17 protein-coding genes are annotated in these 17,392 nt (G+C 65.6%); 8 read left to right on the forward strand and 9 right to left on the reverse strand.

Annotated elements, in window-relative coordinates:
- Positions 1-17 precede the first annotated feature (17 nt).
- From FJ426_RS03130 to tauA, 3 genes are all read right to left on the reverse strand, one after another.
- Positions 18-881 carry an ABC transporter permease subunit gene (locus tag FJ426_RS03130; protein WP_140559162.1) on the reverse strand — a complete coding sequence of 288 codons (864 nt, stop codon included), beginning with the start codon at positions 879-881 and terminating at the stop codon, positions 18-20.
- A complete protein-coding gene (locus FJ426_RS03135) occupies positions 878-1,651 on the reverse strand; it encodes a taurine ABC transporter ATP-binding protein (protein ID WP_140514111.1) in 774 nt (257 codons plus the stop codon). The genes FJ426_RS03130 and FJ426_RS03135 overlap by 4 nt, the downstream gene beginning before the upstream one ends.
- A gap of 153 nt (positions 1,652-1,804) precedes the next feature.
- Positions 1,805-2,821 (reverse strand): taurine ABC transporter substrate-binding protein, encoded by a 1,017-nt coding sequence (gene tauA, locus FJ426_RS03140; protein WP_140559161.1) that lies wholly within the window; start codon positions 2,819-2,821, stop codon positions 1,805-1,807.
- Positions 2,822-3,432: 611 nt separating this feature from the next.
- Between tauA and FJ426_RS03145 the strand changes: the two genes are divergently transcribed.
- The 8 genes from FJ426_RS03145 (at position 3,433) to FJ426_RS03180 (ending at position 12,775) form a co-directional block, all read left to right on the forward strand.
- Positions 3,433-3,924, forward strand: a complete 492-nt coding sequence (locus tag FJ426_RS03145) for an Rrf2 family transcriptional regulator (protein ID WP_140491847.1) — start codon at positions 3,433-3,435, stop codon at positions 3,922-3,924.
- Positions 3,925-3,949: 25 nt separating this feature from the next.
- Positions 3,950-5,290 (forward strand): FAD/NAD(P)-binding protein, encoded by a 1,341-nt coding sequence (locus tag FJ426_RS03150; RefSeq protein WP_140491845.1) that lies wholly within the window; start codon positions 3,950-3,952, stop codon positions 5,288-5,290.
- A gap of 208 nt (positions 5,291-5,498) precedes the next feature.
- The gene (locus tag FJ426_RS03155) at positions 5,499-6,956 is read left to right on the forward strand and encodes a pyridoxal-phosphate dependent enzyme (RefSeq protein WP_140559160.1); all 1,458 of its coding nucleotides are present in this window, start codon (positions 5,499-5,501) and stop codon (positions 6,954-6,956) included.
- Positions 6,953-8,122, forward strand: a complete 1,170-nt coding sequence (locus FJ426_RS03160; protein ID WP_140554727.1) for a PLP-dependent aspartate aminotransferase family protein — start codon at positions 6,953-6,955, stop codon at positions 8,120-8,122. Before FJ426_RS03155 ends, FJ426_RS03160 begins: the two co-directional genes overlap by 4 nt.
- 283 nt (positions 8,123-8,405) lie before the next feature.
- Positions 8,406-9,371 carry a GlxA family transcriptional regulator gene (locus FJ426_RS03165; RefSeq protein ID WP_140524457.1) on the forward strand — a complete coding sequence of 322 codons (966 nt, stop codon included), beginning with the start codon at positions 8,406-8,408 and terminating at the stop codon, positions 9,369-9,371.
- A 312-nt stretch (positions 9,372-9,683) separates the two neighbouring features.
- Positions 9,684-10,988, forward strand: coding sequence for a Xaa-Pro peptidase family protein (locus FJ426_RS03170; protein ID WP_140550515.1), 1,305 nt, complete (start codon positions 9,684-9,686; stop codon positions 10,986-10,988).
- Between the two features lie 115 nt (positions 10,989-11,103).
- A complete protein-coding gene (locus FJ426_RS03175; protein WP_140491835.1) occupies positions 11,104-11,784 on the forward strand; it encodes an isochorismatase family protein in 681 nt (226 codons plus the stop codon).
- 34 nt (positions 11,785-11,818) lie between these two features.
- Complete coding sequence (locus FJ426_RS03180) at positions 11,819-12,775, forward strand: alpha/beta hydrolase (protein ID WP_140559159.1); 957 nt, start codon at positions 11,819-11,821, stop codon at positions 12,773-12,775.
- A gap of 18 nt (positions 12,776-12,793) precedes the next feature.
- On the opposite strand, the gene FJ426_RS03185 is transcribed toward FJ426_RS03180, so the two are convergent.
- The 6 genes from FJ426_RS03185 to FJ426_RS03210 all read right to left on the reverse strand — a co-directional run bounded on the left by FJ426_RS03185 (position 12,794) and on the right by FJ426_RS03210 (position 17,270).
- A complete protein-coding gene (locus FJ426_RS03185; protein ID WP_181168306.1) occupies positions 12,794-13,171 on the reverse strand; it encodes a YraN family protein in 378 nt (125 codons plus the stop codon).
- Positions 13,164-14,075, reverse strand: a complete 912-nt coding sequence (gene rsmI, locus FJ426_RS03190; protein ID WP_140559158.1) for a 16S rRNA (cytidine(1402)-2'-O)-methyltransferase — start codon at positions 14,073-14,075, stop codon at positions 13,164-13,166. The genes FJ426_RS03185 and rsmI overlap by 8 nt, the downstream gene beginning before the upstream one ends.
- 415 nt (positions 14,076-14,490) lie before the next feature.
- A complete protein-coding gene (locus FJ426_RS03195; RefSeq protein ID WP_140824724.1) occupies positions 14,491-14,925 on the reverse strand; it encodes an EamA family transporter in 435 nt (144 codons plus the stop codon).
- 97 nt (positions 14,926-15,022) lie between these two features.
- The gene (gene hemW, locus FJ426_RS03200; RefSeq protein WP_140824725.1) at positions 15,023-16,201 is read right to left on the reverse strand and encodes a radical SAM family heme chaperone HemW; all 1,179 of its coding nucleotides are present in this window, start codon (positions 16,199-16,201) and stop codon (positions 15,023-15,025) included.
- On the reverse strand, positions 16,198-16,860 hold the full coding sequence (gene rdgB, locus FJ426_RS03205; protein ID WP_140514124.1) for an RdgB/HAM1 family non-canonical purine NTP pyrophosphatase: 663 nt from the start codon (positions 16,858-16,860) through the stop codon (positions 16,198-16,200). Before rdgB ends, hemW begins: the two co-directional genes overlap by 4 nt.
- Positions 16,860-17,270, reverse strand: coding sequence for a VOC family protein (locus tag FJ426_RS03210; RefSeq protein ID WP_140559156.1), 411 nt, complete (start codon positions 17,268-17,270; stop codon positions 16,860-16,862). Before FJ426_RS03210 ends, rdgB begins: the two co-directional genes overlap by 1 nt.
- Between the last annotated feature and the right edge of the window lie 122 nt (positions 17,271-17,392).

Consider the following 17,392-nt stretch of genomic DNA (forward strand, 5'->3'; position numbering starts at 1 on the left):
TCATCTCCGTTTCCCGATCATTCGCGTCCCGCCCACGGCACGAGCGCGCGCTCGATCCTGCGGATGGCGAATTCGAGCACGAAGGCGATGGCCGCGATCACCAAAATGCCCATGACCACCACGTCGGTGACCAGGAACTGCGCCGCCGACTGGATCATGAAGCCAAGCCCGCGCGTCGCCGCCACCAGTTCGGCGGCGACCAGCGTGGACCACCCGGCGCCGAGCGCGATGCGCAGTCCGGTCAGGATCGACGGCAGCGCGCTGGGCAGGATCACGTGGCGGACCACCTGGCGCCTCGTCGCGCCAAGCGAACGCGCGGCGTTGATGCGCTCCTGCGAGACGCCGCGGACGCCGGACGCGGTCGACAAGGCCACCGGCGCCAGCATGGCGATGGCTATCACCAGGACCTTGGACGGCTCGCCGATGCCGAACCAGATGATGACCAGCGGCAGATAGGCGAGCGGCGGGATCGGCCGCAGGAATTCCAGCAGCGGATCGAAAATGCCGCGGCCGACGGTGCTGATGCCGATGGCGAGGCCAACCGGCACGCCGACGAGGAGCGCCGCGATGAGCGCGGCGAACACCCGCCCCAGACTGGCGGCGATATGCTGGACGAGCGTTGCGTCGACAAAGCCATCGCGGGCGACGATGATGAATTTGTTCCACACCGCGACAGGCGAGGGCAGGAATACCGGCGACACCAGTTGCAGGCGGGCCGACAGCGTCCAAAGCGCCAGCACCAGAAGAATGGTGGCCGCGCTGACCATGCGCGCCGAAACGCCCTTGCGCTTCGGGACCGGGCGCGACCATGGCACCGACAGGCCGTCGGCCTCTTCGGTCCTGGAGCCGGAGCGTTCGGTGTAGGAGGAGAAAATGGTCATGCCGCCTCTCCCTCGAAGATGGCGTCGGTCAGTTCGCCGCGCGCCGCGGCGAAGCCAGGATCGGCCTTGATGGCGCGGATGGCCTCGCCCGCTGCGTAGCGCCTGGAGAAGCCCGGCTCCAAGGTCCGCACCACCCGGCCCGGCCCGGGCGCCAGCACCACGATGCGGGTGGCGAGCACCAGCGCCTCGTCGATGCCGTGCGTGACCATCAGCACGCCGACCTTGCTTGCCGTCCACAGGTCGAGCAGCGTCGTCTGCATACGCTCGCGCGTCAGCGCATCGAGCGCGCCGAGCGGCTCGTCGAGCAGCAGGAATTGCGGCCCGGCAGCCAGCGCCCGGGCAAGGCCGACGCGCTGGCGCATGCCGCCGGACAGTTCCCAGATGCGCTTGTCGCCGGCATCGGTGAGCTTGACCAGGCCGAGCAATTCGTCGGCGCGGCGCGCCCGCTCGGATGGCCCGACACCGCGCAGCCTGAGCGCGAAGGCGACGTTCTCGCGCGCCGTCAGCCAAGGAAACAGCGCGTCGTTCTGGAACACCACCGCACGGTCCGAACCGGGTGCTGCGATCGGCCGGCCGTCGATCGCGGCCGTGCCGCGTGCCGGCGCAACAAAGCCGGCGCCGACATTGAGCAGCGAGGTCTTGCCGCAGCCGGAACGGCCGACAAGGACGACGAAGTCATCGCTGGCGACGTCGATCGATACCCGCTCGACGGCGGGTGCGGGCTGGCCGTCATAGTGGATCGAGATTCTGTCGAGCACGAGATGCGACATGAGCCCTCGCAGGGAGTTCGTTGAAGTCCGCCTGCCCGAAGCCGCGCCTCGTCAGCGGCTCCGGGACAGGCGACACGCGGCGTCAGGAAAGCCGCGCGCGTCTCATAGGGGCGCCACCTGCCCGTCGTGGCATGGGGCGCTCCAACGCTCGGGTCAGTTCGAGGCCAGCGCCTCGGTGACGTATTTCGATGTCACATATTTCGAATAGTCCGGCAGCACGGCGTCTACCTTGCCCTGCTCCTTGAGGAAGGCGGACGCGGCCGCGATCGCCTTGACCGTGCCGCCGCCGAGGAACTTGTCGGAGGCTTGTTCTTCGAGTGTCGGGAAGACATAGCCCTTGAGCAGTTCAGGCACTTCCTCGACCTTGGCGCCGGTCAGCTTGGCGATCTCGGCCGCCTGCGGCGACGCTGCCGACCAGGCATCGGGCTTGACCAGGTACTCGGCATAGGCCGCACCCGTCACCTTGACGAAGTCGCGCACCGCTTCCGGGTTCTTTTCGGCAAAGTCGGTGCGCACGATCCAGGCGTCGAAGGTCGGCGCGCCCCAGGCGGCGACCTGGGAGGAATCCAGCACCACCTTGCCTGATGTCTTGACCTGGCCGAGCGCCGGATCCCAGACATAGGCCGCATCGATATCGCCGCGCGAAAAGGCAGCGGCGATTTCCGGCGGCCTGAGATTGAGGATCTCGACCGATTTCGGGTCGACATTCTCATGTTTCAGCGCGGCAAGCAGGCTGTAATGCGTCGTCGAGACGAAGGGCACGGCCACCTTCTTGCCGGCGAGGTCGGCGACCTTCTCTATGCCGGCGCCGTTGCGTGCGACCAAGGCCTCGGATGGCCCGATCAGGCCGACGACGAAGATGGTCTGGACCGGCAATTCGCGGCTCGCCGCCGCCGCCAGCGGGCTCGAACCGACATAGCCGATGTCTACCGAGCCGGATGCGACCGCGGCGATGACATCGGCGCCGGAATCGAATTTGCGCCAGTCGATGGCGGCGTTGGTAGCCTTTTCATAGGCACCATCGGCCTGCGGCACCTTGGAGGGTTCGACCACCGTCTGGTAGCCGATGGTGATCTTGAGGTCGTCGGCAAAAGCCGGGCCGAGGAAGGCGGCGCCGGCAAGTGCGGCCGTAGACAGGAGAAGGATGCGTCGCGAAATGGTGGTGGACATCAAGGGCTCCATGAAACAGGGGAAAACCGGATTGCTTCATGATAGTCCGCTAATTCTATGGTTCTTGTAGAGTTAAATTCTTCTAGCGGGGCTGGATTTGTTGGAAAAAGCTGCCGGTGCCGAGGTCCCCAGGCGGATTTGGCGGCTATGGCGCTTCAAGAGTGGCGAGATCATCACGTTCGGGAAGCTCCAGCCACCGCTACGGCCTCCGATCGCGAACGAGAATTCACGTTGCAGCCGCTTGAAAGGCAAATCCATGCTTCAGATGGATTGCAATTTAAAAACGTGTTCCGCCTGTTCGCGTTTAAGTATAGTAAACTTATCGACATAGAGACTTGGAGGCGACGATGAGAGGTCATACCTATCCGTATCGCGGCGATCGCCGGTGGCACCGGTCTCGGGCCGTCGCGCCACGGTTTGTGTCCCCGGCATCACAAGTCAGGTCCAAAATCGCCGCAATGGCTTGAAAATCAAGCAAGATCAATCGCGATTGGCTTGTATATCATGTCGGTAGAATTTATGTCATGGATGCTTGAGCGCGGCGGGAGGCACGCCAGGCGTTTCGCAACGGATGGCCTCGAGCCATCGCATGACAGAGAAACGTTCGGATCATGCTCACCAAGAAAGGCAAGTACGGCCTCAAGGCGCTCGTCCATCTGGCGCGGATGCCGGCCGGGCAGCTTGCCTTCGTCAACGACATCGCGACCGGCAACAACATCCCGAAGAAGTTTCTCGACGCCATCCTGGGCGAACTGCGCAATGCCGGTTTCGTGCAGAGCCGCAAAGGCAAGGATGGCGGCTATCGCCTGGCGCGGCCACCGGAGGAAATCAGGGTCGGCCATGTCGTGCGTGTGCTCGACGGCCCGCTGGCGCCGATCCCTTGCGCCAGCCGTACCCAATACCAGCGCTGCGAAGACTGTAACGAGGCGACATGCCAGGTTCGACATCTGATGCTGGAAGTCCGGCAAGCGATCGCCGAGGTGCTCGACCAGCGCAGCCTCGCCGAGATGCGCGACATCGGCCTCGACGACCTTGGGGTCGCAAGGGGCCTCGACGACCTCTCGGTCGCGAGCGACGATCTGCCGGTTGCGGTGAAGGCCTGACGCCGGCGCGTCGCACGGGGCTGGCATGAGCGGCCGCGGCAACTCGATCATCATCGTCGGCGGCGGCGCCAGCGGGGTCGTGCTCGCCGCGCATCTGCTGAGACAGCCCAATCCCGACCTTCGCGTCACGCTGGTCGAGAAGCGCCCGCATTTCGGCCAGGGCATCGCCTATTCCACATTGCTCTCCGCGCATGTGCTGAACGTCAGCGCCGCCGGTATGAGCGCCTATGCCGACGATCCCGGCAATTTCTGGCGCTGGCTGCTGGAACGCGACCTGGCAACGCCCGAGCAGGCGCCGGTCTACGCGCCGCGCAGCATCTATGCCCGCTATCTCGGCGAATTGCTGGACGATCTCGAGGCGCGCGAGAGGGAGACCGGACGCCTCCGGCTGATCCATGAGGAAAGCCTGTCGATCTCGCCCACGGCCTCGGGGGTGGAAGTGGCGCTCGCCAACGGCACCAGCGTCGTCGCCCATCTGGCGGTGCTCGCCACCGGCCATGACGAGGTGCCGGCCATGGGGCAAGGCCATGCGGTTCGGATGGGGTCTGAGGCCGACACCGCGCTCGATCCCGACCGGAGCGTCATGGTGCTGGGAACGGGCCTCAGCATGGTCGACGCGTTCCTCGCCCTCGAACAGCGCGGCCACCGCGCCGAGATCGTCGCGGTGTCGCGGCGCGGCCTGCTGCCCTCGCCGCACCGCAAGGGCAATCCGATCAAGCTCGACGTCGCCGATATCCCGCTCGGCACCCAGCTTTCCTATTTCGTCGGCTGGTTCCGCGACCTGATCCGGGAAAACCAGAAGGCCGGCATCGACTGGCGCGACGTCGTCGACGGCCTGCGTCCGTTCAACCAGAAGATCTGGCAGAACTGGCCGGCCTCCGCCAAGCGTCGTTTCGTCGAGCACACCAAGGCGTGGTGGGACATCCACCGCCACCGCATGGCGCCCGAGGTCCATGCCCGCGTCACGCAAGCCGTGCAGTCCGGCCGCATCCGCCTCGTCGCTGGCCGTGTCGTCGACATCGCGGCGGGCGGCGAGTTCACGGTCCAGGTCCAGTCGCGCCACACCAAGCGGCTGGAGAGGTTCGAGGTCGCCCGCATCTATGATTGCTCCGGTATCGTCAGGGACATCTCGGCCTCGTCGAACAGCGTGGTGCGCTCGCTGGTCGACCGCGGGCTGGCGCGGCCGGATCCGCTGCGCATCGGCCTCGACGTGACGGCCAATTGCGAGATCATCGCCGGCGACGGCACGGTGTCCAGGAAAATCCTCGCCGTCGGCCCGCTGACCAGAGGCACCTTCTTCGAGATCGACGCCATTCCGGATATTCGCGTCCAGTGTGCGAGGCTGAGCAAGCAGCTGCTGGGGTAGCGTGTTGGCGTCGGCGTTCTACGGCAGGCCAGAGGGGGCGTGCCCCACAAGCCTGCGGGCGATTTGCACGACGGAGCCGCCCCGGAATTTCATTCTCCATCTAGCCGGTCGATTGGCACGATCTATCTTCTTTCCCACTGCAAAGGGCTGGAAAAGAGGATACGCTGCCGCCCTGCCCGAAGCGGCCGCTTGATCATGGAGCATCGATATGAGCAGGCACAAGATCGCGCCCTCGGATAGCGCCCCTTTGGAAAACGCCGCTTCGGAAAACGCACTGTCGCGCCTGCGGCCGCCTTACGGATCGGTGCTCGACCTGATCGGCCAGACCCCCGTGGTCGAACTGACCCAATTCGACACCGGCAAGTGCCGGCTGTTCATCAAGCTCGAAAGCCAGAATCCCGGCGGCTCGATCAAGGACCGTATCGCGCTGTCGATGATCGCGGCGGCCGAGAAGGAGGGCAGGCTGAAGCCAGGCGGCACGATTGTCGAGGCGACGGCCGGCAATACGGGCCTGGGGCTGGCCCAGGTCGGCATCCCCAAGGGCTACCGCATCATCCTGGTCGTGCCCGACAAGATGTCGCGCGAGAAGATCCAGCACCTGCGCGCACTGGGCGCGGAAGTGCGCATGACGCGCTCCGATGTCGGCAAGGGCCACCCCGAATATTATCAGGACATGGCCGAAAAAATCGCGGCCGAGCTGCCCGGCGCTTTCTACGCCAACCAGTTCGCCAATCCGGCCAACCCTGAGGCGCACGAAACCACCACCGGTCCGGAAATCTTTTCGCAGCTCGACGGCGATGTCGACGCGGTGGTGGTCGGCGTCGGCTCCGGCGGCACGCTGACCGGCCTTGGCCGGTTCTTCGCCAAGGCATCGCCGAAGACGGAAATGGTGCTGGCCGATCCGGTCGGCTCGGTGCTGGCGCCGCTGATCAAGACCGGCAAGATGGTGGAGGCCGGCAGCTGGACTGTGGAAGGCATCGGCGAGGACTTCGTGCCGCCCAATGCCGAGCTGTCGCTGGTCAAGAAGGCCTATTCCATATCGGACAAGCAGAGCATGCTGGCGGTGCGCGATCTCCTGTCCCGGGAAGGCATCCTGGCCGGCTCGTCTTCGGGCACGCTGCTGTCGGCCGCCTTGCGCTATTGCCGCGAGCAGACGTCGCCCAAGCGCGTCGTCACCTTCGTCTGCGACAGCGGCAACAAATATCTGTCGAAAGTCTTCGACGATTTCTGGCTGGCCGAGCAGGGGCTGGCCGAGCACGAGCAGCATGGCGACCTGCGCGACCTGGTGATGCGCACGCACCGCACCGGCGACACCGTCTATGTCGGTCCGGACGAGAGCCTGCTCAACGCCTATGGCCGCATGCGCCGCTCCGATGTCTCGCAGCTGCCGGTGCTCGACGACGGCAAGCTGGTCGGCATCGTCGACGAAAGCGACATTCTGGCCAAGGTCGACGGCCCCTATGAGGGCCGCTGGGAGCGCTTCAACGCGCCGGTACGCACGGCGATGACCTCCAATCTGCATACTTTGCAGGCCAGCCAGACGCTGGACGCGCTGCTGCCGGTATTCGACCGCAACGAGGTCGCCATCATCTTCGACGGCGACGAGTTCGTCGGCCTGATAACCCGCATCGACCTGATCAACCATTTGAGGCGCCGTGCACGATGACCGCATCCGGAAAGAACCGCCTGGCCTTCTCCACCCGCACCATCCATGGCGGCCAGAGCCACGATCCCCTGACCGGAGCGGTGATGGTGCCGATTTACGCCACCTCGACCTATGGCCAGCAGTCGCCCGGCGTGCACAAGGGCTTTGAATATGCCCGGAGCCAGAATCCGACGCGCTTTGCCTTCGAGCGCGCGGTGGCCGATCTCGAAAGCGGCTCGGCTGCCTTCGCCTTCGCCTCCGGGCTGGCGGCGATCGCCACCGTGCTGGAACTGCTCGATTCCGGCGCCCACATCGTCGCCACCGACGACATCTATGGCGGCTCCTTCCGCCTGATGGAGCGTGTGCGCAAGCGCTCCGCCGATCTCAAGGTGAGCTTCGTCGACTGCACCGACCTTGCGGTTATAGAGGCGGCAATCCGCCCGGAGACGAAAATGCTCTGGGTCGAGACGCCGACCAACCCGCTGCTGCGCATCGTCGATCTCGAAGGCGTCGCAGCCCTTGCAAGGCGCAAGGGCATCCTCTCGGTCGCCGACAACACATTCTGCAGCCCCTATTTGCAGCGGCCGCTGGAGCTCGGCATCGACGTCGTGGTGCATTCGACGACGAAGTACCTCAACGGCCATTCCGACATGGTCGGCGGCGTGGCTGTTGTCGGCGACAACAAGGATCTGGCCGATCGCCTGAAATTCCTGCAGAACGCCATCGGCGCCATTTCGGGCCCGTTCGACAGTTTTCTCGCCCTGCGCGGCCTCAAGACATTGGCGCTGAGGATGGAGCGGCACTCGTCGAACGGCCTCAAGATCGCGCAGTGGCTGGAAGCCCGCAAGGATGTGCGCCGGGTCATCTATCCCGGCCTCGCCAGCCATCCGCAGCATGCCGTTGCCGTCCAGCAGATGCATGCGTTCGGCGGCATGATATCAGCCGTGCTCGACCGCGACCTCGCCGGCACGAAACGCTTCCTCGAACGCACGCAATTGTTCACGCTGGCCGAAAGCCTCGGTGGCGTGGAGAGCCTGATCGAGCATCCGGCGCTGATGACGCATGGATCGATCCCGGCGGAGAAGCGCGAAGAGATCGGCATATCGGATTCGCTGGTGCGGCTGTCGGCGGGCATCGAGGATGGCGACGATCTGATCGCGGACCTGGAGCAGGCGCTGGGGGGCTGAGCGGCGGCGCTCCCGCTGAGACGAGCCAGTCTCCAAGCCAGCGCTGCCCCTTACCTGCCTGCCGGCATCCTCCCGTATAGTGACGGGGAGAGGGGCGCTGTGTCTCGATTTGCGCCAATTATCAACGGCGGCAAGAGGGAGCCGGGGTTGCGGTATCTCCCTTCTCCCCGTCACTATACGGAGAGAAGGTGCCGGCAGGCGGATGAGGGGCAGCGCCAACTTCGCAGAAAGCCAGCCACAACCCCGTTGACCCCAAATCCCATCTGCCCGAGATGTAGAGCCTATGGCCACGCGCGACACATCTCCAGACGCTCCCCTCACTTTCGCGGTGCTGGTCTTCCCCGGCTTTCCGATGATGGCGTTCAGCTCGGTCATCGAGCCGCTGCGCGCGACCAATGTGCTGGCGAAGCGGGAATGCTATCGCTGGATCATCGTCGGCGCTACCCAAGGCGCGGTCGAGGCCTCGAACGGCGTCGTCATCCAGCCGCGCTTCTATGCCGGGGATGCGCCGAAGGTCGACCGCATCGTCGTCTGCTCAGGCGGCGATGCCGATCATCTCGTCGCCGAGGATGCGGCAAGCTGGATCCGCCGCAGCTTGCGCAGTGGCGCCCATATCGGCGCGGTGGCGGACGCCGCCTTCTTCCTCGCCCGCGCCGGCCTGCTCGACGGCCATGCCTGCACCTTGCACTGGACCAGCCAGGCGGCCTTCACCGAGGCCTTTCCCAATGTCGAGCTGAGGCGCGACCTCTATGTCATCGACCGCAAGCGTTTCACCTCGGCGGGCGGCGTCGGCAGCCTCGACATGATGCTGGAGATCATCACCCGCGACTACGGCGCCGAGCTTGCGGCCGGCGTCGCCGAATGGTTCGTGCACAGCCAGCTGCGCTCCAGCGTCGACCGCAAGCTGATGCCGCTGCGCCTCCGTACCGGCGTGCGGAACGAGCTGGTGCTGTCGGCCATCGCCATCATGGAGGACGCTGTGGAGGAGCGGCTCGGCATGGCGGAGCTGACGGCCAGGCTCGGCGTCTCCTCCGATAAGCTCGAACGCTCCTTCCGCTCCGAACTCGCCATCTCGCCCAATGGCTACTATCGGCGGCTCAGGCTGAAACGCGCCGCCGATCTCCTGGCGCACTCGACGCTCGCCGTGCGCGACGTGGCGCTCGCCTGCGGCTTTGCCTCGATGTCGAGCTTCGCGCGCGCCTTTCGCGAGGAGCACGGCCATCCTCCGAAGCTGGCGCGACGGCATTAGAGGTCTTGCTGGCGCTGAGAGACGTCGCCCCCCTCTGTCCTGCCGGCCATCTCCCATACGAGGGTCCCTCAAGGGGGGAGATTGAACGTCACAACAGCTTTCGCCAATTTTCACCGAAGAAGCGACGAGGTCAAAGCTGCCAATCTCCCCACTTGAGGGGGAGATGCCCGGCAGGGCAGAAGGGGGGCGCTTGGCACCTGCATCTCTTATTACCCCAGCGGCATCTCGCACAACAAGCGCGGTTTTCCGCACAATCCCTCGTTATCTCCTGCGCCATGGTCTGATCTTGCAAACCACCCAAGGTCAGCCCCCATGAGCATCGTCGTATTCGACCCCGACAGCACTGAAGACGTCGACTTCAAGGACCGCATGCGCCACCCCGCGGCGGCCGATCCGGCGGGCGGCATGTGGCTGTCCGACACCGAGCCGTCCTTCATCGATGCCGACGCCCTTCGTAAAGGCCGGCTGGCCAAGCTGCGCGGTTGGATGCGCGAGGCCGGCTATGGCGGCGTGGTGCTGTTCGACCCCTACAACCAGCGCTACGCCACCGGCTCGCGCAACATGTTCGGCTATTTTCTGCGCAACTCGACCCGTTATTTCTTCATTCCGACCGAAGGGCCGATCGTGCTGTTCGAATATCCGCAGAGCTACCATGTCTCGATGGTGCTCGACACGATCGACGAGGCGCGTCCTTCCAAGCTCGTCTGGTCGTCGGTATCGGGCCGCGACGACGAGACCGCCGGTCCCTTCGCCGACGAGATCGCCGAACTCCTGAAGCAGCATGGCGGCGGCTCGATGAAACTCGGGCTCGACCGCTGCAGCCACTTGCAGGCGCTGGCGCTGGAGAAGCGCGGCTGCGAGGTCCGGGATTGCCAGGGCGAGATCCTGGCGGTGCGCGCGGTCAAGACGCCGGAGGAAGTCAAATGCCTGCAGGTGTCGATGGCCGGCGCGGAAGCCGCCGTCTATGCGGTGCGCGAGGCGATCAAGCCCGGCGTTTCCGAGAACGAGCTGTTCGCCATCATGTATGGCGAGGTCATCCGCCAGGGCGGCGAGTTCATCGAGACGCGGCTGTTGACGTCCGGCCAGCGCACCAATCCCTGGTTCAACGAGGCCAGCGGGCGAAAAATCCGGCCAGGCGAGTTGCTGGCGCTCGATACCGACACGATCGGCTGCTATGGCTATTATTCGGATTTCTCGCGCACCTTCCGCTGCGGGCCCGGCAAGCCGACCCCCTATCAGAAATCGCTCTACCGCATGGCGCACGACCAGGTTCAGCACAATATCTCGATCGTGAAGCCGGGCATGGCTTTCCGCGAGATCGCCGAAAAGGCGTGGAAGATCCCCGACCGCTTCGTCGACCAGCGCTACACCTCGGTCATGCACGGCGTCGGCATGCATGGCGAGACGCCCTTCATCGCGCACGCCATGGACTACGAGACCTATGGCCGCGACGGCCATATCGTGCCAGGCATGGTGGTGAGCGTGGAAAGCTATATTGGCGAGAAGGGCGGCCGCGAGGGCGTCAAGCTGGAGGATGAAATCCTGATCACCGAGACCGGCACCGAGCTCCTGTCGCGCTTCCCCTATGAGGATGAGTTTCTGGAGAAACAGGTTTGACATCCACTGCCCGCCTCGGCGACGCATCGCAGCTGAAGAACGAGCGCCTCATTCCTTGGCGCCCCCCTCTGTCCCTCCAGCGTTTGGAAGTATCTTGGGGGCCAGGCGCATCCGCATGAAAAGCCCTATCTCCGTCAAGCGCGGCACCGTGGCCGCTGTCTTCATCGACCTGCAGGAAGAGCACCGGCAGGACCCGCGCTACCTGGTCGAGGGTTTTGACAAGATTCTCGCCAACGTCCAGCGGCTGCAGGCGGCGGCGCGGCAGAACAATGTGCCGCTCTATCACTGGGCCTACATTGTCGATCTCGACAAGCAGGAGCGGCCCTTTCACCCTGTTGGAACCGACGGCAAGTCGGCCTTCTCCGACAAGAGCGATCCGCTGACCGAGATCTGCCGTGAGGTGGCGCCTGCTGATGGCGAGGCGCTGCTGATCAAGGCCGAGGCCAGCGCCTTCCGCGCGGGACCGGCCGCCGATCGGCTCAAGGCTTCCGGCGTCGAATGGCTGGTCATATCTGGCGTGTGGACCGAGGCCTGCATCGATGCCACCGTGAAGGACGCCGTGGCGCGCGGCTTTCGCGTGCTGCTGGTCAAGGACGCCTGCGGCAGCGGCAGTGCCGCCATGCACCAGACCGCAATCCTCAACCTCGCCAACCGGCTCTATGGCGGCGCCGTCACCGACACCGACGGCGCCTGCCTGCTGCTGGCTGGCGAGAGCGTCGCCGTCTGGCAGGTCGAGGGCTCGGTGCCGCTGCGCTTCAGCTTTGAAAACGCGGCCAGGCTTTACAGCGAGCTTTGAGGCAATGCCTTCCGAAACCGTGGGCAGCACTGAAATGACCGGTCGCAGCAAATACGCGACGCGGCTCGACCCTGCGCTGTGGGCCTATATAGACGGCATCAACGCCTGGTATCCGCCCGAGACGATCGACCTGCCGATCGCCAAGCAGCGTGCGATCTATGACAGGATGTGCCGGGCGCTTCGCCAGCCCTATCCGCCGGGGGTGACGGCGAGCGACGACCTCATCGCCGCCCCCGGCCGGAACATCGCGGTGCGGCACTATGGGATGGCAGGCACGGCCGCGCGGGCCACGGTGCTTTATTACCATGGCGGCGGCTTCATCCTGGGCGGGCTCGACAGCCATGACGACATCTGCGCCGAGATCTGCGCCGGCACCGGCTTTGCCGTGCTCTCGGTCGACTATCGGCTGGCGCCCGAACATCTCCACCCCGCCGCCTTCGACGACGCTCTGGCCGCCTTCGAATGGGCGGCGGCTAGAGCGAACGGGCCACTGCTGCTGTCCGGCGAGAGCGCCGGCGGCAATCTGGCGGCGGCGGTCAGTCACGCGACGCGCGCTCGCGCGAAGAGGCCGACCGGCCAGGTGCTGATCTATCCCGGCCTCGGCGGCGACGAGACTGCCCGCTCCTACATCGAGCATGCCGAGGCGCCGCTTCTGTCGACCGGCGACGTCGCTTTCTACTGCCACGTCCGCTCGGCCAAGAGACAGGCGCCGGACGATCCGACCTTCTCGCCGCTGCGCGCCGCCGACTTCTCCGGCCTGCCGCCCACCATTGTCGTTACCGCCGAATGCGACCCGCTGTCGTCGGACGGCGAGGCCTATCGCGACCGCATCCTGGCCGCCGGCGGCAAAGCGAGCTGGCGCGAGGAGAAGCGCCTCGTGCACAGTTTCCTGCGCGCCCGCACCACCGTGCCGGCTGCCGCCGAGGCGTTCCGGCGCATAATCGCGGCGATCGCGGCACTTGGCGCGGGCGAATGGCCCGTCGAACACTGAACCCGAGCGACGCAGCCCTCAATTGCGCCCGTAAAACGCGTTCGGGACATGCACCGGCCAGCGCCATGGCAGCACGGCGATCATGTCGAACCGCATCGACAGCCTGCCGTAATCCGGCTGGCGCGACAGCCAGATGTCGGCGGCGCCTTCGATGCGGCGCTCCGATTCATGGGCGATCGCCTCCATCGCTTCCATCAGCGTGCGGCGCGCCTTGACCTCGACGAACAGCACCAGGTCTCCGCGCCGCGCGATCAGGTCGATCTCGCCGAAACGGGTGCGATGGCGGCGCGCCAGGATCCGGTAGCCTTTCAGCACCAGCGCCGCCGCCGCCAGCCATTCGCCGCGATGGCCGCGCCGGTAGGCCTTTTGACGGCTGGCGCTCGGGAGCCTAGCCACGGTCCTCTCCAGAGGCATCCCTGAGTTCCAGCAGCCGCCGGTAAAGCGCCTGCTTCTGGCCGCCGGTCATCTTCGCCGCTTCCGCCGCCGCCTTCGAAGCCGGCATTTCGGCGGCGAGCGACAACAGCATCCGGTCGATATCGGCCGGCTCGTCCGCCCTGGCTTCGGCCGGACCGACGCACACCACGATCTCGCCCTTCGGCGTATCGGCCGCCGCATAGTGGTCGGCCAGCGCCCGCAGCGTGCCGGTGCGCATCTCCTCGAAGGTCTTGGTCAATTCCCTGCCGATCGCTGCCTTGCGCTCGCCGCCAAGCGCCTCGACCATCGCGCCGAGAGACTCGGCCAGCCGGCGCGGCGATTCGAAGAAGATCAGCGTCGCCGGCACCGCTTTAAGCGCGTCCAGCCGCGCCAGCCGCTGCCCCGCCTTGACCGGCAGGAAGCCGGCGAACAGGAAGGCATCCGAAGGCAGGCCGGATGCGGTGAGCGCGGCAAGCGGCGCGGACGGACCGGGGATGGGCACGACGCGAATACCCTGGTCGAGCGCCTCGCCGACCAGCCGGTAGCCGGGATCGGAAACCAGCGGCGTGCCGGCATCCGAGATCAGCGCCACGCTCTGCCCCGACTGGAGCGCCGCTATCAATTTCGGCCCGGCCTCGCCGGCATTGTGCTCGTGATAGGCCGTGGTGCGGCGGCGGATGCCGTAGCGGTCGAGCAGCACGCGCGACACGCGCGTGTCCTCGCAGGCGACCATGTCGGCGGCGGCCAGCGTCTCAAGCGCGCGCAGCGTGATGTCGGCGAGATTGCCGATCGGCGTCGCCACCAGATAGAGCGCGGGTTCGAGCGGCCGGGCCGCGATCTCGGTCTGCCCGATCACATAGCTGCGCTTTCCCGTCTCGCCAGTCACCGGTGCCCTTCTCCGTCAGCGGCGCGCCCGCGTCCAGATGGAGCCGCGAAGGACGTTCCGAAATCATCCGCCCTGTTTGGCACGGCCCGCGCCGGGTTGCAAAAGCCGCTGTAATGCAAGGCGAGCGCCATTCCTTCGCCACAGTAGGGAACGAAACCGTCTTTCGCAGATTTAGCCCCTGATTCCCCCGGGAGGACAGGATGGACAGACTGATCATACAGGACGCTTTCGAGCCCTACTATGCAGGCCGCAAGCGCTTTGCCGCGCAAGGAGACGGGAAGCCGCCCGCCACCAGAGATCAAGCTACCCGACAACGAACCCGACAGCACGACGGAGCACTGACCGGACGATGCCCAATCGCTTCGATATTTTCATCACCCGTCTCGAAACCAAGAACGCCCGCCACGGCGCAGCACTACCCTCGATAAGCGACCAGCACCGCGCCCGCCGCGATAAGGGCGACGCCAAGCCAGTTCGCACCGGTGAGCCGCTCGCCGAGAAAGACCGCGCCAAACACCGCCACAAGCACGACGCTTAGCTTGTCGATGGGCGCCACCTGCACCGCATTGCCGATTTTCAGCGCGCGGAAATAGCAGAGCCACGAGGCTCCGGTCGCCAGTCCCGACAGGCTAAGGAAAAGCCAGGTCTTCCCGGAGATCGAGGCCCACGATTGGAATTGGCCGCTGGCGGCGAGGATCGCCGCAAGCACGACCAGGATGATGGCTGTCCGGATGAGGGTGGCGAAATCGGAATTGATGGTCTCGATGCCGACCTTGGCAAAGATCGCCGTCAGTGCCGCGAAAGTCGCCGACAACAGCGCCCAGAATTGCCAGGAAAGCGTCAGGTTCATTCGGATAGCCTCACCGGTCGGGTCTCAACTCAGATACCGCGAAACAGCTGCCTCAGAAGCGTAATCTTGGCTTCGAGATTGGGAGCAGCATCCCCGCCTACCGCGCCAGATCGGCCACCACGGCGTCGAGCACGATCATGCCGGCGGGCGTGGCGCGCAGGCGGGCGTTGCCGATCGGCGCCACCAGCCCTTCGCCCTGCAGCACCGACAGCCGCGCGCTCGACAGGCCGCGCCCGGAAAACGCTTCGTAACGCGACAGGTCGATGCCTTCCGCCAGCCTCAGTCCCATCAGCAGGAACTCGTCAGCCTCTTCGGAGCGCGTCAGGGTCTCGCCGCCGGTGACGCCATGGCCCTTGGCCTCGACCAGATTGGCCCAGGTTTCCGGCATCCTCTCCGCGATGGTCACGACGCGGTGGCCGTTCTCGACGAAGCGGCCATGCGCGCCGGGGCCGACGCCGACATATTCGCCATAGCGCCAGTAGGTCAGATTGTGCCGGCTTTCGGCACCCGGCCGGGCGTGGTTTGAGATCTCATACGCCGGCAAACTATGGGCTGATGTCACCTCTTGCGTCAGCGCATAAAGGTCGGCGGCGTGGTCGTTGTCGGGGATGATGAATTTCTTCGCCGCGTGCAGCGCGTGGAACGGCGTGCCTTCCTCGATGGTCAGCTGATAGAGCGACAGATGGTCGGCGGCGTGGCCGATCGCCTGTTCGAGCTCCGATGCCCAGGCCTCCGGCGTCTGGCCTGGCCGTGCGTAGATCAGGTCGAAGGAGAGCCTTGGGAATATCTCCCGCGCGAGCCCGATCGCGTGCAGCGCCTCGTCCACATTGTGCAGCCGGCCAAGGAAGCGCAGATCCTTGTCGTTCAGCGCCTGCACGCCGAGCGAGACCCGGTTGACGCCCGCCGCGCGATAGCCGCGAAAGCGTTCGGCTTCGACCGAGGAGGGATTGGCCTCCAGCGTCACCTCGATGCCGTCGGGCACCGTCCAGTTCTTCGCCACGGCGTCCAGGACCCTGGCCACCGTTTCCGGCTTCATCAACGACGGCGTGCCGCCGCCGAGAAAGATGCTGGTCACCTCGCGTGGGCCGGTGCGCTGGCGCATCGTCGCCAGTTCCGCCTCGAAGGCGGCGGCAAAGCGCTCCTGGTCGACCGGCTGGTGGCGGACATGGCTGTTGAAGTCGCAATAGGGGCATTTGGCCGCGCAGAACGGCCAATGCACATAGACGCCGAAACCGGGGCTGCGGTCGAGCGGCATGGTGGCGCCGGGCCTGATCATGCCGAACCTGACCTGGCCAGACCCAATCGGGCTTGGGCGAATTTCTGGAAGGCGCGGGCGCGGTGCGACAGCGCCGTGGCCTGGCCGGGTTTCCAGCCGTGTTTTTCCTCGGCACTCATCTCGCCGAAGGTCTTTTTGAAGCCGTCGGGCAGGAACACCGGGTCGTAGCCGAATCCGAGCTCGCCGCGCGGCGGCCAGACCAGCGTGCCTTCGGCCTCGCCGCGGTAATATTCGGCCTCGCCATCGGGAAAGGCGAGGCAGATGACGGCGACGAAGCGACCCTTGCGCTGCTCGGCCGAGGCGGCGCCGACTTCCTGCAGCGCCACTTCGGTGCGCTGCATGGCGATGCCGAAATCCCTGCTGCCATCAGGCGTTTCGGCCCAGTTGGCGGTGTAGACGCCGGGCGCGCCGTCAAGCGCGTCGACGCACAGGCCCGAATCGTCCGACAGCGCCGGCAGGCCCGTCGCCTTGGCCGCGGCGAAGGCCTTGATATAGGCATTCTCCTGGAAGGTGGTGCCGGTCTCTTCGGGTTCGGGCAAGCCATAGTCCTTCGCCGATTTCGCCTCGAATCCGAATGGCGCCATCAGATCGGCGAATTCGCGCAGCTTGCCTTCATTGTGGCTGGCGACGACGATCTTTTTTCCATCGAGAGAATGCATCAAAGTCCCCAGATTCTCGGCTCGGCGAATTCGATCGAATTGCCGGAAGGATCGCGGATATAAAGCGAGCGGCCGCCTTGCGGCCATTCGAATTCGCTTTCGATGGCGATGTTCTTCGCCTTCAGATGGGATTTCCAGCGGCTGATTTCATCGGCGGTCGCCGCAAAGCAGAGATGGCCTTCGCCTGATGTGCCGTGCGGCGGCACTTTCAGCCTCGCGTCGGGCGCGGGCGGGACCTTGGTCGCCTCGGCGTTGAAGATCAGCAGCACGCCGGCTCCGCAACGGAAGAAGAGATGGCGGCCCTCGATCTTGCCGAGAGGAGTGAGGCCGAGGATGTCGGTGTAGAAGGCTTCGGCTTCGGCGAGGTCTTTGACATAAAGAGCGGATTCAAGAATGGCAGAGGGGATCACGAGGCACCCCCCTCTGGCCTGCCGGCCATCTCCCCCGCAAGGGGGGAGATGGGCGGCGTGAGCGCCGGCTCATGATGTTCTATGCTGATTATTGGCGAAGTTCTAGACAACAGCCGATCTCC

This window comes from Mesorhizobium sp. B2-6-4 (assembly GCF_006441495.1).
GTDB lineage: Bacteria > Pseudomonadota > Alphaproteobacteria > Rhizobiales > Rhizobiaceae > Mesorhizobium.

Coding starts and splice junctions, on each gene's coding strand:
- rdgB (WP_140514124.1), bottom strand. CDS start 16,860: ATGCATTCTCTCGATGGAAAAAAGATCGTCGTCGCCAGCCACAATGAA.
- FJ426_RS03160 (WP_140554727.1), top strand. CDS start 6,953: ATGACCGCATCCGGAAAGAACCGCCTGGCCTTCTCCACCCGCACCATC.
- FJ426_RS03165 (WP_140524457.1), top strand. CDS start 8,406: ATGGCCACGCGCGACACATCTCCAGACGCTCCCCTCACTTTCGCGGTG.
- FJ426_RS03180 (WP_140559159.1), top strand. CDS start 11,819: ATGACCGGTCGCAGCAAATACGCGACGCGGCTCGACCCTGCGCTGTGG.
- FJ426_RS03170 (WP_140550515.1), top strand. CDS start 9,684: ATGAGCATCGTCGTATTCGACCCCGACAGCACTGAAGACGTCGACTTC.
- FJ426_RS03135 (WP_140514111.1), bottom strand. CDS start 1,651: ATGTCGCATCTCGTGCTCGACAGAATCTCGATCCACTATGACGGCCAG.
- FJ426_RS03145 (WP_140491847.1), top strand. CDS start 3,433: ATGCTCACCAAGAAAGGCAAGTACGGCCTCAAGGCGCTCGTCCATCTG.
- FJ426_RS03150 (WP_140491845.1), top strand. CDS start 3,950: ATGAGCGGCCGCGGCAACTCGATCATCATCGTCGGCGGCGGCGCCAGC.
- hemW (WP_140824725.1), bottom strand. CDS start 16,201: ATGATCAGGCCCGGCGCCACCATGCCGCTCGACCGCAGCCCCGGTTTC.
- FJ426_RS03155 (WP_140559160.1), top strand. CDS start 5,499: ATGAGCAGGCACAAGATCGCGCCCTCGGATAGCGCCCCTTTGGAAAAC.
- tauA (WP_140559161.1), bottom strand. CDS start 2,821: ATGTCCACCACCATTTCGCGACGCATCCTTCTCCTGTCTACGGCCGCA.
- FJ426_RS03175 (WP_140491835.1), top strand. CDS start 11,104: ATGAAAAGCCCTATCTCCGTCAAGCGCGGCACCGTGGCCGCTGTCTTC.
- FJ426_RS03195 (WP_140824724.1), bottom strand. CDS start 14,925: ATGAACCTGACGCTTTCCTGGCAATTCTGGGCGCTGTTGTCGGCGACT.
- FJ426_RS03130 (WP_140559162.1), bottom strand. CDS start 881: ATGACCATTTTCTCCTCCTACACCGAACGCTCCGGCTCCAGGACCGAA.